Below are 17343 nucleotides of genomic sequence, written 5' to 3'. Positions count from 1 at the left end.
TCATGAAAGTGAAATCCATTTTGTTAGGTGCACTGGTTTTTTCCACATCAGTGGCTTTTTCGCAAACCAGTAACCTGAGAAAGGCGAAAGCCAGCTATGATAAGTTCAATGAAGTAAAATCTATTGGAAATGCCACATTGGGCGTAAGTGACTTGAACGCCGCCAACGAGGCATTGGAAAAAGCCTTAGAAAATGAAAAAACAAAAGAGCTCGCTGAAACGTGGACATATTACGCGTTGGTAAATGCTGATTTGGCTTTGTTGGATTCGACCGAGGCATCGGAAGGTTACATCCAAAAAGCTGTGGAAGCACGAGAAAAAGCTGTTGGCTTAGATTCGGAAAAGCAAAATGAGCAAAATTTGAGCATCCTTAATTCTATTCTAGCGCAGCATGAACTGAATAAAGGCGTAAAAGCGTGGGATAGCCAAGATTTCGAGACTGCATACACAGCCTTTGATAAAGGGCTGAACTACCTTCCTGGTGATACCACTTTATTGTATTATTCGGGACTGGCTGCTGTAAACTCCCAAAATTACGACAAAGCATTGGCTAAATATGTCGAACTGGTGCCTATTGACAGTTTTTCAAATAACCGGCAAATCATATTGGACGTTTCCAGACTGTACCTGATGCAAGGCGATACCACCAATGCGATCAAATATGCTGAAATTGGATCCAGCAAATACCCTGGGGATAGTGAGCTGGCTACGCAAAACATCGAATTGAACCTCATGGCCGGCAACCAGGAAAAGATCATCAACACCATTAACGAGCAAGTGGCTAAAGAACCGGGCAACAAGAACCTGCACTATTACCTGGGAATAGCATACAGCGAAACCGGTGATTTGGAAAAAGCAGAAGCTGCCTATCGGAAAGCATTGGAAATTGATCCAAGCTACCTGGATGCAAACATCAATCTTGGCGGGTTGATCCTGAACAAGGGTATCGACCATTTCAATAAAACAAACAATGCAAATCTTGCCCAATCGGAATACGACACCGAGATTAAAAATGCTTATGAGATCTTTGATTCTGCATTGCCTTTTTTACAAAAGGCAGTTGAAGTGGATGGCAAGTCTTACCTGGCACTGACCAACCTGAAGAAATACTACGAGATTAAAGAAGATCAGGCCAAGATTGATGAATTACAGGCTCGTATCGACGCGCTACAATAGGCTATCGGATTTAAGTTTTTATTTACAAGCCCATGGACACTTATCCATGGGCTATTTTTTTGCATATACGCTTTATCAAACCCGGCCCTTCGTAAATAAACCCCGTGTATAATTGCACCAACGAGGCCCCGGCTTCCAATTTTTCAAGGGCATCTTGCGGCGAATGTATTCCGCCTACGCCGACTATTGGAAATGCGTGGTTGGATTTTGTGGCCAAATACCGGATGACTTCTGTAGCGCGCCTGGCTAATGGTAGACCGCTCAGCCCCCCCATCTCAGCCCGCCAGCGCTGTTCGTCCCTCAGCCCATGGCGGTCAATAGTGGTATTGGTCGCGATGACGCCAGCAATGCCTGTATCCTGTACAATGGTTATGATGTCATCCAATTGCAGGTCTGTGAGATCTGGCGCTATTTTAAGCAACAACGGCTTAGCAACACCTCCTTTAAGGTTACGTTGTTGCAATGTATTCAAAATGTGGGTCAAGGGCTCCTTATCTTGCAATGCGCGGAGGCCCGGTGTATTCGGAGAGCTCACATTGACCACAAAATAGTCTACCACATCGAATAATGCGTCAAAGCACTTGATGTAATCACTTACCGCTTCTTCATTCGGTGTTGTTTTATTTTTTCCGATATTCCCCCCGATAATAATATGCTGGCGGTTTTTCAGATGCCTCAACCGAGTAGCTGCCACATCTACGCCTTGGTTGTTGAAGCCCATGCGATTGATCAACGCCTGGTCTTCAACCAACCGGAACAAGCGGGGTTTATCGTTTCCAGGCTGCGGGCGGGGTGTCACTGTACCGATTTCAATAAATCCAAACCCCAAAGCGGCCATTTCTTCCACATATTCGGCGTTTTTGTCAAAGCCCGCCGCAAGTCCTACAGGATTTTTGAATTTCAGGCCAAACACCTCGCGCTCAAGCGCGGGATGGTGATAACCGTAAATCGATTTCAGCAATCGTTTGCTGCCCCATAGCTTGCTAACTGACCTTAGACCACCGGAAACAAGCCGGTGCGCAGATTCAGGGTCAAGTGAAAAAAGGAATGGTTTTACGAGTTTATACATGGTTGCAAAGGTAGGCTTTAGATTTGAGATTTGGGATTTGAGATTTGAGACATCGGGCTCCCAACGTCGGTCTTCCAACTTCCCACTTTTTCGTACCTTTGCACACGAAATGATTGCGATAAATAACCTTACATTTGAAATAGGCGCGCGTGCGTTATATGACGAGGCCAACTGGCACATCAAGCCCGGGGATAAAACCGGGCTCATCGGAGCCAACGGAACGGGAAAAACCACTTTACTGAAGCTCATTGTTGGTGATTATGCCCCCACTTCGGGAACTATCTCCATGGCTAAAGACATCAAAATCGGTTACCTCAATCAAGATTTGCTCTCCTATCAATCCGATAAGAGCATCTTGCATGTGGCCATGGAAGCTTTTGAACGCCAAAACCAGCTGCATACGGAAATCGAGCGGTTGCTCAAAAGATTAGAGACGGACTATTCGGACGACCTCATTCAGAAATTAAGTGATAAGCAAATGGAGTTCGAAGCCTTGGATGGGTATAACATTGAATACCGCGCACATGAGATCCTTGCTGGCCTAGGCTTCAGCGAAAGTGACCAACAAAGGCAGCTCGCTGAATTTTCTGGTGGCTGGCGCATGCGGGTGATGCTGGCGAGGATACTGCTCCAGACACCCGATATCTTGCTGCTCGACGAGCCGACGAACCACCTGGATCTTCCTTCTATCAAGTGGCTCGAAAGCTATTTGCAAGCATTCGAAGGGGCAATTGTTATTGTCTCACACGATCGGTATTTTCTTGACCGAGTGGTAGACTCCATCGTGGAGTCCAAACGGGGAAAGTTGATCCAATATGCCGGAAATTACAGTTTCTATCTGGAAGAAAAGGCATTGCGCGAAGAGATACAGGGTAATCAATATAAAAATCAACAAGCCAAAATCAAACAAGAAGAACGGCTCATCGAGCGGTTTCGTGCCAAGGCCAGCAAGGCAAAAATGGTGCAATCACGTATCAAGGCACTCGAACGCATGGAAAAAGTGGAAGATGTGGAAGACTACAACCCTTCTGTCAATTTCCGATTTAAGTTTAGCAGGCAATCTGGCAGGCATGTCGTACGACTGGAAGATGTAAGCAAGTCATACCCCGGAGTGCCTATCCTCGAACACGCGGATGCTATCATTGAAAAAGGCGATAAAATTGCACTTATCGGAGCCAATGGAAAGGGCAAATCAACGTTGCTGCGCATCGTAGCCAACGCTGACAACAATTTTTCCGGAACATGTGAAACTGGGCACAATGTCACGCAGACGTTTTTTGCACAGCACCAACTGGAGGCTCTGCACCTTGACCATGAGATCCTGCAAGAGCTGCAGGCATTTGCTCCCAAGCATACAGAGACGGAACTTCGCTCCATCCTTGGGTGTTTCCTGTTTACAGGTGACGATGCATTCAAAAAAATACGGGTGCTTTCGGGTGGCGAAAAATCCAGGGTGGCGTTGGCTAAAGCGCTCACGGCCGATGCCAATTTCCTTGTGCTGGACGAACCGACCAATCACTTAGACATCCAATCGGTCAATATCCTCATCCAAGCACTCACGCAGTTTGAAGGCACGTTTATCGTGGTGTCCCACGACCGCTATTTACTGGATAATGTTGCTAATAAGATCTGGTACATCGAAGACCGAAAAATCAAGGAGTATCCCGGCACATATCAGGAATATGAGGAATGGCAGGCTAAACGGATTCCGAAAGCCAGCGTAGAAAAAGGTGGTGCAAAGCCAGCCAAAACAACGCCTAAGCCTGCGCCTGCGCCAAAAAATGAAGACAAGGATCGACAAGCTAAAAAGCTGAATAAGGAACTGGAAGGCATCGAACAGCGCATTAACGAACTCGAAAAAGCTTCCAAGGCCGCTGAAGCTTTGATAGCTGACGAAAGTATCTATACAAACCAAGCAAAATTAAGTGAAACGTCCCTACACTACGACAGTTTGAAGAAAGAGTTGGTTTTGCTACAAGGCCAGTGGGAAAAACTGGCTGAGGAAATCATGATGTTGGAGGGATAGCTATTTATGATAAGAAATTTCGGCATAGTCTTAATTCTCATCCATGTTGGCCTCGGTTTAATGGCACAAAAACCGAAGAAAAAACGGGTATCTCGTGAGCGCAGCCCACAACAGGAATTGTTATACGACAATACGAATTACTTAGCTGCCATCAAAAGCGTCCAATTTTTTCCTGTAGAACAGGAAAATGCCCTGCCCGTAATCGAGCTGCATGGCGATGGTCAACTCATGCTGGCCTTTGACGACCTGAGGGCTGATGTTCGCAACTACTATTTCAGCATCGAGCATTGCGATGCCCATTGGAACCCGAGCAAACTTTCTCCCCTGGAATATGCCGAAGGATTTAATGAGGAACGCATCCGGGAATACCAACCATCGGTAAATACGATCCTGCCCTACACGCATTACCGCGTTGATTTCCCAACCAGCAATATAAGGCCCAAATTAGCAGGTAACTACCTGTTGAAAGTATACGAGGATGCTGATAAAAGCCGCCTCATCATCAGCAGGCGCTTCTATGTACTGGCACCGTTAATGGCCATCGTTCCACAATTGGCACCCTCCGTTGATGTCACCAAGCGTAGCACCAACCAAAAGTTGAACTTGAAGGTCAACACAGGTGGACTCACCGTCAATAATCCCTACCAGGATATCAAGATCTTGGTGATGCAAAACCAACGCCCTGATGTACAACAGTGGTTGACCAGCCCCCTTTTTGTCGGTAATAACGAACTCACCTATAATGACAATAAGACCTTGGATTTTGGTGGCGGCAATGAATTTAGGTACATTGATTTGCGCAGCCTGCGCTTAGCGTCAGAACGGGTGGCCAATATCCAGTTAGACAGCGCCGTCAGTGTAGAACTCACTCCTGACAAAAATTATGGCGAGGCATCATATGCCAATGTGTTCGATGAAAATGGATCTTTTTTTATCCGTAACCAGGACAAAGCTGATGCTGATACCGAATCCGATTACGTGAAGGTCACTTTTACCCTTGAAGACGATGCCGTAACGGATGGCTCCGTATACGTTGTGGGTGGGTTCAATGGTTATGTCCGCGACGGTTCCAATGAGATGGTCTACCATGCGCAGCAGCAGAAATGGCAATGCACGATCCTACTTAAGCAGGGTTTGTATGACTATGAATATGTATACGTAAATCCCGAGGGCAAAGTGGATCCCTCTTTTTCCAATGGGAATCACTTTGAAACCGGCAATACCTATCAGATTCTCGTATACAATCGACGACCAGGCACCACATGGGATGAGCTTGTCGGGTATGCCGAAGAAGTCAGCAATTGACCATGGCAAGCCGTTCCTGCAGCATGCGCGATATCCGGTTGAAATAACGTTTTTGCTTGTATCCCATTACCCATTGTACACCATGGATAGCATTTGTATGAAAAATTTCCTCTGCCTCATTCATAATGTCGGGGCTTATTTGGGCTTCAATCACTTCCAGTCCACTGTCCAAGGCAATGTCTATGATTGCTTTTCGCATTACACCGTCTACACAACCTTCACTAATCGCCGGTGTGTAAAGCTTTTTACCATACCATACGAAAATATTAGCGCTCAGCGACTCACAGAGAAACCCTTCTTGGTTCAATATCAGCACGTCATCCAATCCTTTCTTTTTACGGTATAATCCGGCCATGACATATATCAGCGCATTTGCAGATTTAAGTTTCGACAATTCGCTGTAGGGTTTCCGATATTCGGAGTAAACATCCACAATCAACCCGAGTTTGCGGTGCTTCACATCATCGGCATCAAGTGGAGCCACGCTCATGACATAAGCTGCTTTGTTTTGCTGTGGGCTATAAAGACCTTCGCCATCCCGATATACCTGAAGCCTCACGCGCACGTGCTTGCTGCTCAGCCCATTCTTGTTAACCAATGCGGTAGCTCGGGATCGGATAAAATGCGCATCAAAAGTATGCGCATGCTCCAGTTGGAGCATGCGCATACCTTCCTGTAGCCGATCGACATGGTGATGCAAAAAACGGATGTCCCCATCCATCCATCGCATCGTCTCAAACAGTCCATCGCCATATCGAAATGCCCGGTTGTCTGCTGTCAGGACATTCTCCTTTTCAGGTACATGCTTATTATTAAAATCAATATAGTGTACTGGCATTATTATCAAATTGAAAAATTAAGATCGGAACTCACATATCCACGCCACTTTTCCAGGCATAAACGAAAATCATCGGGCAATGGTGTGCTGAATGCCATTGATTTCCGGGATGTGGGGTGTATGAATCCGAGACTTTGGGCATGAAGAGCCTGCCGGGGCAGCAACGCAAAGCAATTCTCGACAAACTGTTTATATTTAGTAAATACAGTACCTTTCAAGATACGGTCGCCCCCATATATTACATCGTTAAACAACGGATGACCGATGGATTGCATATGCGCACGTATCTGATGTGTTCGCCCTGTTTCCAATTGGCACTCAATCAATGTCACATAGCCAAGCCGCTCCAACACATGGTAGTGGGTTACCGACCATTTCCCTTTATCTGGATCGTCATATACAGCCATGACCTTTCGATCTTTTACACTGCGTCCAATATATCCTGTCACAGTGCCGTCTTCTGTGATATCTCCCCAAGCCAATGCGAGGTATTTACGGGATATGCTATGGTCAAAAAACTGTTTCGCCAAGTAAGTCAGCGCCCATTCGTTTTTACCAACGACGAGCAGGCCGCTGGTATCCTTGTCAATCCGGTGCACCAGCCCCGGACGGCCATCATTGCCCGGCAATTGCGGGAAACTGGAAAAATGGTACACCAACGCATTGACCAACGTACCTGTATAATTATTATAACCCGGATGCACCACCATACCTGCGGGTTTATTGACAACGAGCAGGTCATCGTCTTCATATAAGATGTCCAACGGAATGTTTTCGGGATAGACTTCCGTATCACGTGGTGGGTGCGGCAGTACTACCGAAATAATGTCCGACGGTTTTACTTTATAGCTGGCCTTTATCTGCTGCCCATTGACAAGTACCGTTCCAGCGATAATGGCATTTTGGATACGGTTGCGGGATGCGTTTTCTACCCTATTCATCAAGAACTTATCAATGCGCAGCAACGCCTGCCCCTTATCTACGACAATACGCAGGTGCTCAAATAAATCCTGCTCATCTGATTCCTGCAATTCCAAATCGTCCGACATGGCGCAAAATTAGCTAAAATGCCGCGCATTTTGGCTAATTTTGCAAAACAACATGTTGCCCTTTGACTTTCATAGCCCGGTTGAACCGCTCGATTTCCCACTGTTTAAAGAAAAGGGGATCACCGTTCATATGAAACGTGATGATAGGATTCATCCGTTTATCTCCGGCAATAAATGGCGTAAGCTGAAGTACGTGTTGCAGACCGCATATGACCAAGGCAAAAAGCACTTGGTCACGTTCGGTGGACCGTGGTCCAACCACTTATTGGCAGCGGCCTGTGCAGGTGCCAAATTCGGCTTCAAAACTACCGCTTTTGTCCGCGGAGAGCCGGTATCGAATCCCAACCTGTCCTTGTGCAACATCTTCGGCATGGAATTGCAGTTTGTCACCCGTGCAGCCTATAAAGACAAGCACGAGCTCTTCAGGCAATATTACGGGCAGGATGACCAAGCTTATTTCATAGACGAAGGCGGGTATAGTCTAGAAGGCGCACAAGGATGCGCCGAAATTCTCGATGGACTGAGCCAAACTTATGACCATATTTTCTGCGCTTGCGGCACAGGTACCACCTTGGCGGGGCTTTCCATGGCAAAGACCCTGCACGGTTCACATACCCAGCTCCATGGCGTGCCGGTATTGGCTGGTGGTACATTCATCAAGGAGGCCGTTGCTAAGCTCTATAATGCCCAGCAAGCAAACGCCATCATCCTTCACACAGCTTACCATTTTGGAGGATATGCCAAAACCACACCTGTGCTAAACACGTTTATAAAAATGTTTGCTAGACAAACCGGCATCCTGATTGAGCCCGTTTATACAGGCAAGCTGTGTTATGCTGTTTTTGATTTAGCAGCCTGCAACTATTTCCAGCCCGGCCAATCCATCCTCCTTATCCATACTGGAGGTCTCACCGGCATATTAGGCATGCATGAGCAGTTTGACACGCCGGAAACCTAAATCAAAAGATGCATTTTGCTCCAAAAAAGTTTGTGAACCGTCTCCCAAAACGGTATATTTGGACATAACCAATCCGTTATAGCCATGTATAAAATAACCTTAACACCGGGTGAAGTGCGCGATATACTGGCCAAGCATATCTTGGCGGATGGGTATGATCTCACCTTTGACATGGAGCGCAGCCATGGGGTCACCATTTACGACTCCATGCATCAACGCGAACTAATTGATTTCTTTACATGTTTCGCTTCTGTTCCCTTGGGGTATAACCATACCAAGATGACGGGTGACGAAGCGTTTTGCAGAAGCCTCCTCCGTGCTGCGCTGACCAATCCGTCAAACTCGGATATCTATACTGTAGAATATGCCCAGTTTGTTGCCACATTCGCACGGGTGGCCATTCCATCTTACCTACCCCATGCATTCTTTGTTTCCGGCGGGGCTTTAGCCATTGAAAATGCGCTGAAAGCGGCCATGGATTGGAAAGTACAGAAAAACTTCGAAAAAGGGTATACGATCGAAAAGGGCACCAAAGTACTCCATTTCGAACAAGCGTTTCACGGTCGCTCAGGTTATACCCTAAGCCTTACCAACACGCAGCCCGATAAGACCAAGTGGTTTGCCAAATTTGATTGGCCGAGAGTAAGCAATCCCAAATTGGCCTTCCCGTTGACAGCCGAAAACCTAGAGGACGCCCAAAAACGGGAACAACAAGCAATCGATCAGATAAAACAGGCATTTACCCTACATAAGGACGATATCTGCGCAATCATCATTGAACCGATACAAGCTGAGGGAGGCGACAACCATTTCCGGCGTGCCTTCATGGAACAACTCCGTGTATTGGCTGACGAGAACGACGCATTACTGATCTATGACGAGATACAGACCGGTGTTGGGCTGACCGGCAAATTCTGGTGCCACGAGCATTTTGGCGAGCGGGCCCGCCCGGATATTATTGCCTTTGGTAAGAAAATGCAGGTATGTGGAATCCTTGCCAGTACCCGCATAGACCAGATTGAGAACAATGTATTCCGTGTACCCTCCCGTATCAACTCTACATGGGGTGGTAATTTGGCGGATATGGTACGAGCAACGAAAATACTTGAAATTATCGAAGAAGACCTACTGCTGGCACATGTGGAGAATACAGGCGGCTATCTGCAACAACAGCTGCACGAACTAGCTGCAGCATACCCCTTGCTATCTAACGTACGTGGCCAAGGGCTGCTGTGTGCCTTTGACTTTCCAGAAAAATGGTCTCGTGACGCTTTTTTGAAAGCAAGTATGGAGCAAGGTGCGTTATTTCTCGGCTGTGGCCAGCGTTCTATCCGGTTCAGGCCGGCATTGATTATGCAAACGTCAGATATTGACAAAGGAATGGCAATTGCTGCCGATGTTTTGTCAAGTATTTAGTAATTTGAACGCACAAATCGAATTGTACACATCCTCAAAAACAATTATTATGGCAAAGCGAATTTTGTTATTAGTAGGTGATTATGTAGAAGATTACGAAGCAATGGTGCCTTATCAAGCCATGCTATCGGTAGGATTATCGGTAGACACCATCGCGCCCGAACGCAAAAAAGGTGATACCGTCCCAACAGCGATCCATGACTTTGTAGGTGATCAAACGTATAAAGAAACACAGGGGCACCGTTTCGCCATTACAGCCGATTTTGACACGGTGGATGCAAGCACCTATGATGGGTTGTACATCGCGGGTGGGCGGGCACCGGAATATATCCGCTTAAATCAGCGGGTGTTGGACATTACGCGACATTTTTTTGACACAAACAAACCTGTGGCAGCGATATGCCATGCCATTCAAATCCTTACAGCAGCACGGGTGCTTTCCGGACGTACGCTCACCGCTTATGTTGCCGTCGGTCCCGATATCGAGCTGGCCGGAGGCACATGGAAAAACATTGCGGCGACCGAGGCCATTGTAGACGGGAATCTGGTAACCTCCCCGGCCTGGCCCGGTCATCCTGCCATCCTGAGTGAATTTTATAAGCTCCTGGGCATCCATATCAGCTAGCCATAAAAAGGGCAATACAGTTGCATTACCCTTTTTATGGCCTTTTTCTAGATCTCAAAAATAACCTGGCACTAAGGTCTGCTGTGGTAATTGGGGGCTTCCTTTGTGATGGTAATGTTGTGCGGATGGCTCTCACGCAGTCCAGCCCCCGTGATTTTTACAAACCGCGCACCCTGCAATGCCCTGATGGTCGGCGCACCGCAATACCCCATACTTGCCCGCAACCCGCCTACATATTGGTATACCACTTCTGCCAATGTACCTTTGTATGCCACGCGTCCTACGATGCCTTCCGGCACGAGTTTTTTGATATCGTCTTCCACGTCTTGGAAATAGCGATCCTTCGAACCTTGCTCCATCGCCTCCACAGACCCCATGCCACGGTAGGATTTGAATTTCCGCCCTTCGTAAATGATGGTTTCACCTGGAGCCTCTTCCACACCGGCAAACAACGATCCCGCCATGACGGTATCTGCCCCAGCGGCTATGGCTTTGGCGATATCGCCCGTCTGCTTGATACCCCCATCGGCGATTACCGGAATATTGCGCCCACGGAGGGCCTTAGCTACTTCGTAAACGGCATATAACTGGGGCACACCCACGCCGGCAATGATACGCGTCGTACAGATAGAACCCGGTCCGATGCCCACCTTTACGGCGTCCGCGCCGGCATCCGCCAACGCAATCGCCGCTTCAGCCGTAGCGATATTGCCAACGATGACTTCAAGGTTCGGAAATGCTGCTTTGACTTCTTTCAGCTTGTCAATGACCCCCTTGGAATGCCCATGTGCCGTATCAATCGTCACTACATCGACACCCGCCTTCACCAAAGCCTCCACACGCTCCATGGTGTCCCCAGTCACACCTACAGCCGCTCCCACAAGCAGCCTGCCATGGCTGTCTTTAGCCGCGTTGGGAAAATGCCTGTACTTTTGGATGTCTTTAAAGGTGATGAGGCCTACCAGCACATGATTGTCGTCCACTACCGGCAGTTTTTCTATTTTATGGTTTTGCAGGATAGCCTCCGCTTTGAGCAAATCCGTACCTATCGGTGCCACTACCAACCCCTCTTTGGTCATCATCTCCGTAATAGGACGCCTCATATCCTTCTGAAAACGAAGGTCGCGGTTCGTTACAATGCCCACCAATTTATCGTTGCTGTCAATGATCGGGATTCCGCCGATCTTATGCTCCTTCATGATTTGGAATGCATCCCCAACGGTTGCTTTTTCACCGAGCGTCACGGGATCTTGTATCATCCCGCTCTCCGAACGTTTGACCTTGCGTACCTCTGCCGCTTGGGCGGCTATCGTCATGTTTTTATGCAACATGCCCAACCCACCTGCCTGCGCAAGTGCAATGGCTAGATCTGCCCCCGTTACCGTATCCATGGCGGCGGATACCAAGGGGATGTTTAGTCGGGTATTTCGGGTAAGGTACGTGGCAGTATCCACGTCACGGGGCAATACCTCAGAATAAGCGGGAATTAAAAGCACGTCATCGTAGGTAAGGCCTTCTGCTACGAATTTTTCAGGATCTAAATGCATGGCAAATATGTATTGGAATTACTATTTGCCGGGCAAAATTACTACTTTTTTGTGTCTTATGCAAAGAAAATGACCATCATGACCAACCCGTGCTATAATCGTGTCATTTGTTTGACAATTCCAGTGGCCCCGGTGATTCCGCTTCATGCGAATCACCGGGGCCGCTTGGATTTTTGCTTTTTTACTTAAAGTGTAAACTTAAATCCCAAAGTGAACCTCGCGGGTTCAAAAAAGGTATTGTTGGACAGGTTCCACCAAGGTTTCCAATCGAAATGGAAAGCCAAAGGCGCGGATGGAATCTTGAACTCTAAACCTACCGCAGGGCGAATGGCAATATAGGTTTCGTCGTCGCCACCCCACCACCGGCCGTTGTCGACAAAGGCTAATTGCGGGCCTACACCGATGTACCAGTTCAATCCGTTTGTTCCGCGGATAGTCTGGTTGTATGAATAATCCACACCCAATACCGTAACGTCATTACCAAATAACACTTGCGCATTTCCGGCATTGGTGCCATCAAAAAAATGCTTGATCTGTGGCCCCCCCAACGTCGGCCCGTCACCCACGTCGATTCCCACACCTAACGCCGTTCTGTAACGAGTCTGTGCGTTGACTTCCTGTACGCCCAATACGAGGATTGAAGCGACTAATAATGATAGTGCAACTGTTTTCATAGTTAAAATACTTTTGCAGAAAGTAAACAAATAGTTTGCCAAACTTGGATTGGCCTTTACATTTTTACAAACCCCGCATTTGCGGTTTTTTTGTTGTATTTTTGTACCGTTTTCTTCAGACAGCACCATGGAACTCCCTGCACTGAACCGTCCCCCTCGCCTCCACCGTATTGCCATTGGCATCGCCTTTTTTATTTATGGACTATGCTTTGCATCATGGGCCTCCCGGATTCCAGACATCAAAAACATGCTGGGGTTATCAGAAGGGCAATTAGGTGTAGTGTTATTTGCGTTGCCTATCGGCACGTTGGTGTCGTTGCCCATTTCAGGTTGGATTATTGGCCGCCTGGGAAGCAAACGCGTAGTCTTTACGGCAGCTACATTATATGCGTTATTCCTGACAGGTATTGGTTATTGGCCCCATATGTATGGCCTGATGGCTAACCTTATCCTTTTTGGAGCATCCGGCAATTTGCTCAACATTGCAGTCAATACACAGGCGGTGACACTTAGCAAGCATTATGAAAAACCCATCATGGGTGCGTTTCATGGCATGTGGAGCATCGCCGGGTTCGTCGGTGCCGGTATTGGTGCATTGATGATTGATCGCCATATCGTACCGCTTCACCATTTTGCCGTGATCACATCAGCCGCCGTGCTGGCGGTCATCGGCATCACAGCCTACCTAATTTCTCACGATCGGGCGCATCAGCAAAAAAAAGAACCGTTGTTTGCCGTACCGGACAAACCCTTGGCCGTATTGGGTGCCATCGCCTTCTGTGCCATGATTGGAGAAGGAACCTTATATGACTGGAGTGGCATTTACATGGAACAAGTCGTGCATGCGGAAAAGCAGTTGGTAGGCTATGGCTTAAGCGCGTTTCTCTTCAGTATGGCCGGCGGCAGGTTTCTATCCGATTGGACCGTAAGGCGTTTCGGAGCAAAAACGACATTGGTACTGAGCGGTGTCTTGAGTTCCACCGGATTACTCCTTGCCGTTGCTTTTCCCAATTTCGGGGTTGTCATCTTTGCCTTTTTGATGGTCGGTATCGGATCTTCAGCCATCATCCCCCTAGTATACAGCCTTGCTGGACGGTCAGGAAAGCTGTCTGCTGGATCAGCCCTTGCTGCGGTGAGCACAATTGGTTTTTGTGGCTTTCTGGTAGGGCCACCGCTTATCGGTTTTATAGCCGAATTTACCGGACTTCAAGCCGCCTATGGGGTCATCGCCTCCATGGGTATCATCATCGTCATGCTGACGACAAAAATCAAGCACATAACCAGTTAGCAAAAACAGGATACGCGCACAATAAACTATAAAATTACCCTTTCTTTATACAAAAATTTTATACCTTTGCCGTTCTTAACAAAATTTTGTATATAAAGAACAGATTGACACAAGTTAACGAAAGAAAATGCAAGGTAAAGGGCTGATTAAATTTTTGGTAGTAGTGGTCACCATTGCGTGTCTCTATTCCCTATCGTTCACATTTGTAACCCGCAAGGTGGAACGGGATGCCGTGGCGTACGCCAAAGGTGACATGGCAAAAGAGAAGGCGTATTTAGATTCCATGGCTGGAGAAGTGGTATACAATTTGGGCATTGCCAACTATACCTACCGCGAAGCCAAAGGAAATGAAATTGCGTTGGGACTGGACTTGAAGGGCGGTATGAATGTGACCATGGAAGTGTCGTTGCAGGAGTTGGTGCGTAACCTGGCCAATAGTCCGAAGGACGACAATTTTAACAAGGCATTGGAAAATGCCAACGTTCGGAGCAAAAACAGCCAAAATGGATATGTCAGTCTATTTGTAGAAGAATTTAAAAAACTCAGCCCCAATACATCGTTAGCCAGTTTCTTTGCCACGAAGGACAATACGGCTTATGTAAAGCCCAATAGCACCGATGCACAGGTAGAAAGTTTCCTCGAACGTGAAGCAACCAACGCTATTGACAACTCATTTAAAGTATTACGTACGCGTATCGATAAATTTGGTGTTACTTCTCCCAACATCCAGTTGCAGCAAGGAACCAATCGCATCCTTATTGAACTGCCTGGCGTTACCGATGAAGATCGTGTGCGCAAGCTTTTGCAAGGCTCTGCCCGATTGGAATTCTGGCAAACCTATGACAACATGGAGATTTACCCCATGTTGGAAAATGTAAATAGCGCACTGGCAACTACACTTAAAGATGCCGAAAAAGCAACTCAAAGTGGTGCTGTTGACACCGCCAAAGCAGATAGCACAGACGCAGGACTGCTGGCCGCCCTTGGGGCCAACCAGGATTCGTTGGCTACTGACTCGTCCACCAGCCAATTGGCTGCGCAAAACCCATTATTCAACCTGTTGAGGCCCGCCACAGCCATGGCTCCCGACAATCAAGTTGTCTTGGCTCCTGGCCCCATTGTAGGCTACGCCCAACTCCGGGATACAGCGAAAGTAAACCGTTACCTGGAAAATCAGGTGGTAAAACAGATTATACCCGGCAATGTCAAATTGTTATGGGGTGTAAAACCCAGTCCGCGTACTCCCGAACAGTTGGAACTTTATGCCATCAAACCAAGCGGGGCAGATGCTGGCCCGATATTGAGTGGTAATGTCATTACCGATGCTAAGGACGATTTCGACCCGCAGTCCAATAGTCCGATGGTCACGATGTATATGAACAGTGAAGGTGCACGCGAATGGCGACGGGTAACCGCTGCTGCTTCTGCCGATCCGAACAATAAGCAAGCTATTGCCATCGTACTGGATGGCGTAGTATATTCCGCCCCTACTGTTCAGGGCGAAATTCCTAATGGTGTGTCGCAGATCACCGGTAATTTCACCATCGAAGATACCAAAGACTTGGCCAACGTGTTGAAAGCTGGTCGGCTTCCAACGACAGCGAAAATCGTAGAAGAAGCCGTCGTTGGCCCTACATTAGGCCAGGCAGCAATTGATGCCGGTATCAACTCGGCTATCATCGGGCTGCTGATCGTATTAGTATTCATGATCCTGTACTACAACCGTGGTGGATGGGTTGCCAATATTGCCGTAATATTCAACGTATTTTTCCTCATGGGGGTCATGGCTTCCCTAAATGCGGTATTGACGCTTCCTGGCATTGCAGGTATCGTTTTGACATTGGGCACGGCCGTAGATGCCAACGTACTGATATATGAGCGGATTCGTGAAGAACTGGCTATCGGAAAATCTATCCGGCAGGCCATCGCGGACGGCTACAAGCACGCAATGCCATCGATACTTGACTCGCAGATCACGACATTCCTCGTGGGTGTGATCCTCTTCTTTTTCGGCAGTGGGCCAATTCTTGGCTTTGCCACGACCTTAATGATAGGTATCATCACCTCCCTCTTTACCGCAATATTCATCACCCGCATCATTTTTGACTGGATGTTGAATAAGGGCTGGGAAATCAAGGTGTCTTATCCGTGGAGTGCCAATACTTTAAAGAACGCAAACTTTGCATTCGTCCAAAACCGCAAGAAAATATACCTCGTTTCTGGATTATTCATCGTTATCGGTTTTATCTTTATCTTCACAAAAGGATTTAGTCTGGGGGTAGACTTTCAAGGCGGAAGAACCTATACGGTGCGCTATGAAAGCCCGGTTAACCTGGAAGAAGTACGGGACAATTTGAACGAAACCTTCGGGCTGACTACAGAGGTAAAAATCTACGGGGCGGATAATCAGGTACGTGTCACAACGACGTACCATATCGAAGAGACCAATGATGAGGCCGATCAAGAAGTATTGGCCAAATTGAACGAAGGGCTTTCGAAAATTGATGGAAACAACTATGAAATCCTGAGCTCACAAAAAGTGGGGCCAACGATTGCCAATGATATCAAATCCAGAGCTATCTATGCGGGCATCTTCTCGGTCATAGTCGTTGCATTATACATTCTTATCCGATTCCACAAGTGGCAATACAGCTTGGCCGCTGCGATTCCGACGATACATGACGCATTGGTCATCCTCATCTTGTTCTCCATATTGGATGGCATCGTTCCATTTTCGTTGGATATCGACCAGCATTTTGTGGCAGCGATACTGACTGTTATTGCTTACTCGGTCAACGATACGGTCGTCGTATTCGACCGATTACGGGAATACCTTGGTATGTCAAAGCGGAAAAACGAGGATATCGGCGAGACCGTAAACTTGGCAATCAACAGAACGCTCAGCCGTACGATTGTTACATCGCTGACCGTTATTTTTGTAATGGCCATCTTGTTTATCTTTGGTGGTGAAGTCATCAGAGGCTTTTCATTCGCCATCTTGGTAGGTATTATCGTCGCTACTTATTCTTCCATCTGCCTGGCTGCACCGTTGATTGTAGACCTACAGAAAAAAACGGACACTTCCGATGCTGCTGACGCGCAACCTACGCAGAAAGCTGCAGTAAAGACCGCAAAAGTATAGCAGCGTGATACACATAACGATACCAAAACAGGCTGCCGGAAATCCCGGCAGCCTGTTTTGATTTAACGCCCTTCCGGTTGGATCAGCGATATCAATTATTTTACGGCCAATGTAACGCTTTTAACGAATTTTCATCATCATGGCGAATTACTTGGCTAAATAACAAGACCATTTGACACATTTTTTTAACTTTGACCCGGCAAATCACTAACCAAAAAATAGGAATTGCGG

General features: G+C 47.3%; 13 protein-coding genes. 8 read left to right on the top strand and 5 right to left on the bottom strand.

Features of this window, described 5'->3' with window-relative positions; translation table 11 throughout:
- Positions 1–2 precede the first annotated feature (2 nt).
- Positions 3–1175, top strand: a complete 1173-nt coding sequence (locus BMW65_RS10530; protein WP_090605151.1) for a tetratricopeptide repeat protein — start codon at positions 3–5, stop codon at positions 1173–1175.
- Between the two features lie 40 nt (positions 1176–1215).
- Here the strand turns inward: BMW65_RS10530 and BMW65_RS10525 are convergent, their stop codons facing one another.
- Positions 1216–2244, bottom strand: a complete 1029-nt coding sequence (locus BMW65_RS10525; protein ID WP_090605150.1) for a quinone-dependent dihydroorotate dehydrogenase — start codon at positions 2242–2244, stop codon at positions 1216–1218.
- A gap of 109 nt (positions 2245–2353) precedes the next feature.
- Here BMW65_RS10525 and BMW65_RS10520 point away from each other — a divergent pair, with 109 nt between their 5' ends.
- A complete protein-coding gene (locus BMW65_RS10520) occupies positions 2354–4270 on the top strand; it encodes an ABC-F family ATP-binding cassette domain-containing protein (RefSeq protein ID WP_090605148.1) in 1917 nt (638 codons plus the stop codon).
- 6 nt (positions 4271–4276) lie between these two features.
- Complete coding sequence (locus tag BMW65_RS10515) at positions 4277–5575, top strand: type IX secretion system plug protein (protein ID WP_090605147.1); 1299 nt, start codon at positions 4277–4279, stop codon at positions 5573–5575.
- Here BMW65_RS10515 and BMW65_RS10510 read toward each other — a convergent pair.
- Positions 5565–6413 carry an aminotransferase class IV gene (locus BMW65_RS10510; protein ID WP_090605145.1) on the bottom strand — a complete coding sequence of 283 codons (849 nt, stop codon included), beginning with the start codon at positions 6411–6413 and terminating at the stop codon, positions 5565–5567. The genes BMW65_RS10515 and BMW65_RS10510 overlap by 11 nt on opposite strands.
- 5 nt (positions 6414–6418) lie before the next feature.
- On the bottom strand, positions 6419–7462 hold the full coding sequence (locus tag BMW65_RS10505) for an RluA family pseudouridine synthase (protein ID WP_090605144.1): 1044 nt from the start codon (positions 7460–7462) through the stop codon (positions 6419–6421).
- 52 nt (positions 7463–7514) lie between these two features.
- Here BMW65_RS10505 and BMW65_RS10500 point away from each other — a divergent pair, with 52 nt between their 5' ends.
- From BMW65_RS10500 to BMW65_RS10490, 3 genes are all read left to right on the top strand, one after another.
- The gene (locus tag BMW65_RS10500) at positions 7515–8420 is read left to right on the top strand and encodes a 1-aminocyclopropane-1-carboxylate deaminase/D-cysteine desulfhydrase (RefSeq protein ID WP_090605142.1); all 906 of its coding nucleotides are present in this window, start codon (positions 7515–7517) and stop codon (positions 8418–8420) included.
- 84 nt (positions 8421–8504) lie between these two features.
- Complete coding sequence (gene lat / locus BMW65_RS10495) at positions 8505–9836, top strand: L-lysine 6-transaminase (RefSeq protein WP_090605141.1); 1332 nt, start codon at positions 8505–8507, stop codon at positions 9834–9836.
- 49 nt (positions 9837–9885) lie between these two features.
- On the top strand, positions 9886–10461 hold the full coding sequence (locus BMW65_RS10490) for a DJ-1/PfpI family protein (RefSeq protein WP_090605139.1): 576 nt from the start codon (positions 9886–9888) through the stop codon (positions 10459–10461).
- Between the two features lie 71 nt (positions 10462–10532).
- On the opposite strand, the gene guaB is transcribed toward BMW65_RS10490, so the two are convergent.
- Both guaB and BMW65_RS10475 read right to left on the bottom strand, forming a co-directional pair.
- Entirely contained in the window at positions 10533–12008 is a 1476-nt protein-coding gene (gene guaB, locus BMW65_RS10485) for an IMP dehydrogenase (protein ID WP_090605138.1), read from the bottom strand.
- Between the two features lie 185 nt (positions 12009–12193).
- On the bottom strand, positions 12194–12682 hold the full coding sequence (locus BMW65_RS10475; RefSeq protein ID WP_090605134.1) for a hypothetical protein: 489 nt from the start codon (positions 12680–12682) through the stop codon (positions 12194–12196).
- A 127-nt stretch (positions 12683–12809) separates the two neighbouring features.
- Here BMW65_RS10475 and BMW65_RS10470 point away from each other — a divergent pair, with 127 nt between their 5' ends.
- Positions 12810–13970, top strand: a complete 1161-nt coding sequence (locus BMW65_RS10470) for an MFS transporter (protein ID WP_090605133.1) — start codon at positions 12810–12812, stop codon at positions 13968–13970.
- Positions 13971–14097: 127 nt separating this feature from the next.
- Positions 14098–17112, top strand: coding sequence for a protein translocase subunit SecDF (secDF, locus tag BMW65_RS10465; RefSeq protein ID WP_090605131.1), 3015 nt, complete (start codon positions 14098–14100; stop codon positions 17110–17112).
- The last annotated feature ends 231 nt before the right edge of the window (positions 17113–17343 follow it).

Origin of the sequence: Parapedobacter koreensis, assembly GCF_900109365.1 — a bacterium.
In the GTDB taxonomy this organism is placed as follows: Bacteria; Bacteroidota; Bacteroidia; order Sphingobacteriales; family Sphingobacteriaceae; genus Parapedobacter; species Parapedobacter koreensis.
This window is presented reverse-complemented; position numbering and strand designations above follow the sequence as displayed.

Coding starts and splice junctions, on each gene's coding strand:
- BMW65_RS10530 (WP_090605151.1), top strand. CDS start 3: ATGAAAGTGAAATCCATTTTGTTAGGTGCACTGGTTTTTTCCACATCA.
- BMW65_RS10525 (WP_090605150.1), bottom strand. CDS start 2,244: ATGTATAAACTCGTAAAACCATTCCTTTTTTCACTTGACCCTGAATCT.
- BMW65_RS10520 (WP_090605148.1), top strand. CDS start 2,354: ATGATTGCGATAAATAACCTTACATTTGAAATAGGCGCGCGTGCGTTA.
- BMW65_RS10515 (WP_090605147.1), top strand. CDS start 4,277: ATGATAAGAAATTTCGGCATAGTCTTAATTCTCATCCATGTTGGCCTC.
- BMW65_RS10510 (WP_090605145.1), bottom strand. CDS start 6,413: ATGCCAGTACACTATATTGATTTTAATAATAAGCATGTACCTGAAAAG.
- BMW65_RS10505 (WP_090605144.1), bottom strand. CDS start 7,462: ATGTCGGACGATTTGGAATTGCAGGAATCAGATGAGCAGGATTTATTT.
- BMW65_RS10500 (WP_090605142.1), top strand. CDS start 7,515: ATGTTGCCCTTTGACTTTCATAGCCCGGTTGAACCGCTCGATTTCCCA.
- lat (WP_090605141.1), top strand. CDS start 8,505: ATGTATAAAATAACCTTAACACCGGGTGAAGTGCGCGATATACTGGCC.
- BMW65_RS10490 (WP_090605139.1), top strand. CDS start 9,886: ATGGCAAAGCGAATTTTGTTATTAGTAGGTGATTATGTAGAAGATTAC.
- guaB (WP_090605138.1), bottom strand. CDS start 12,008: ATGCATTTAGATCCTGAAAAATTCGTAGCAGAAGGCCTTACCTACGAT.
- BMW65_RS10475 (WP_090605134.1), bottom strand. CDS start 12,682: ATGAAAACAGTTGCACTATCATTATTAGTCGCTTCAATCCTCGTATTG.
- BMW65_RS10470 (WP_090605133.1), top strand. CDS start 12,810: ATGGAACTCCCTGCACTGAACCGTCCCCCTCGCCTCCACCGTATTGCC.
- secDF (WP_090605131.1), top strand. CDS start 14,098: ATGCAAGGTAAAGGGCTGATTAAATTTTTGGTAGTAGTGGTCACCATT.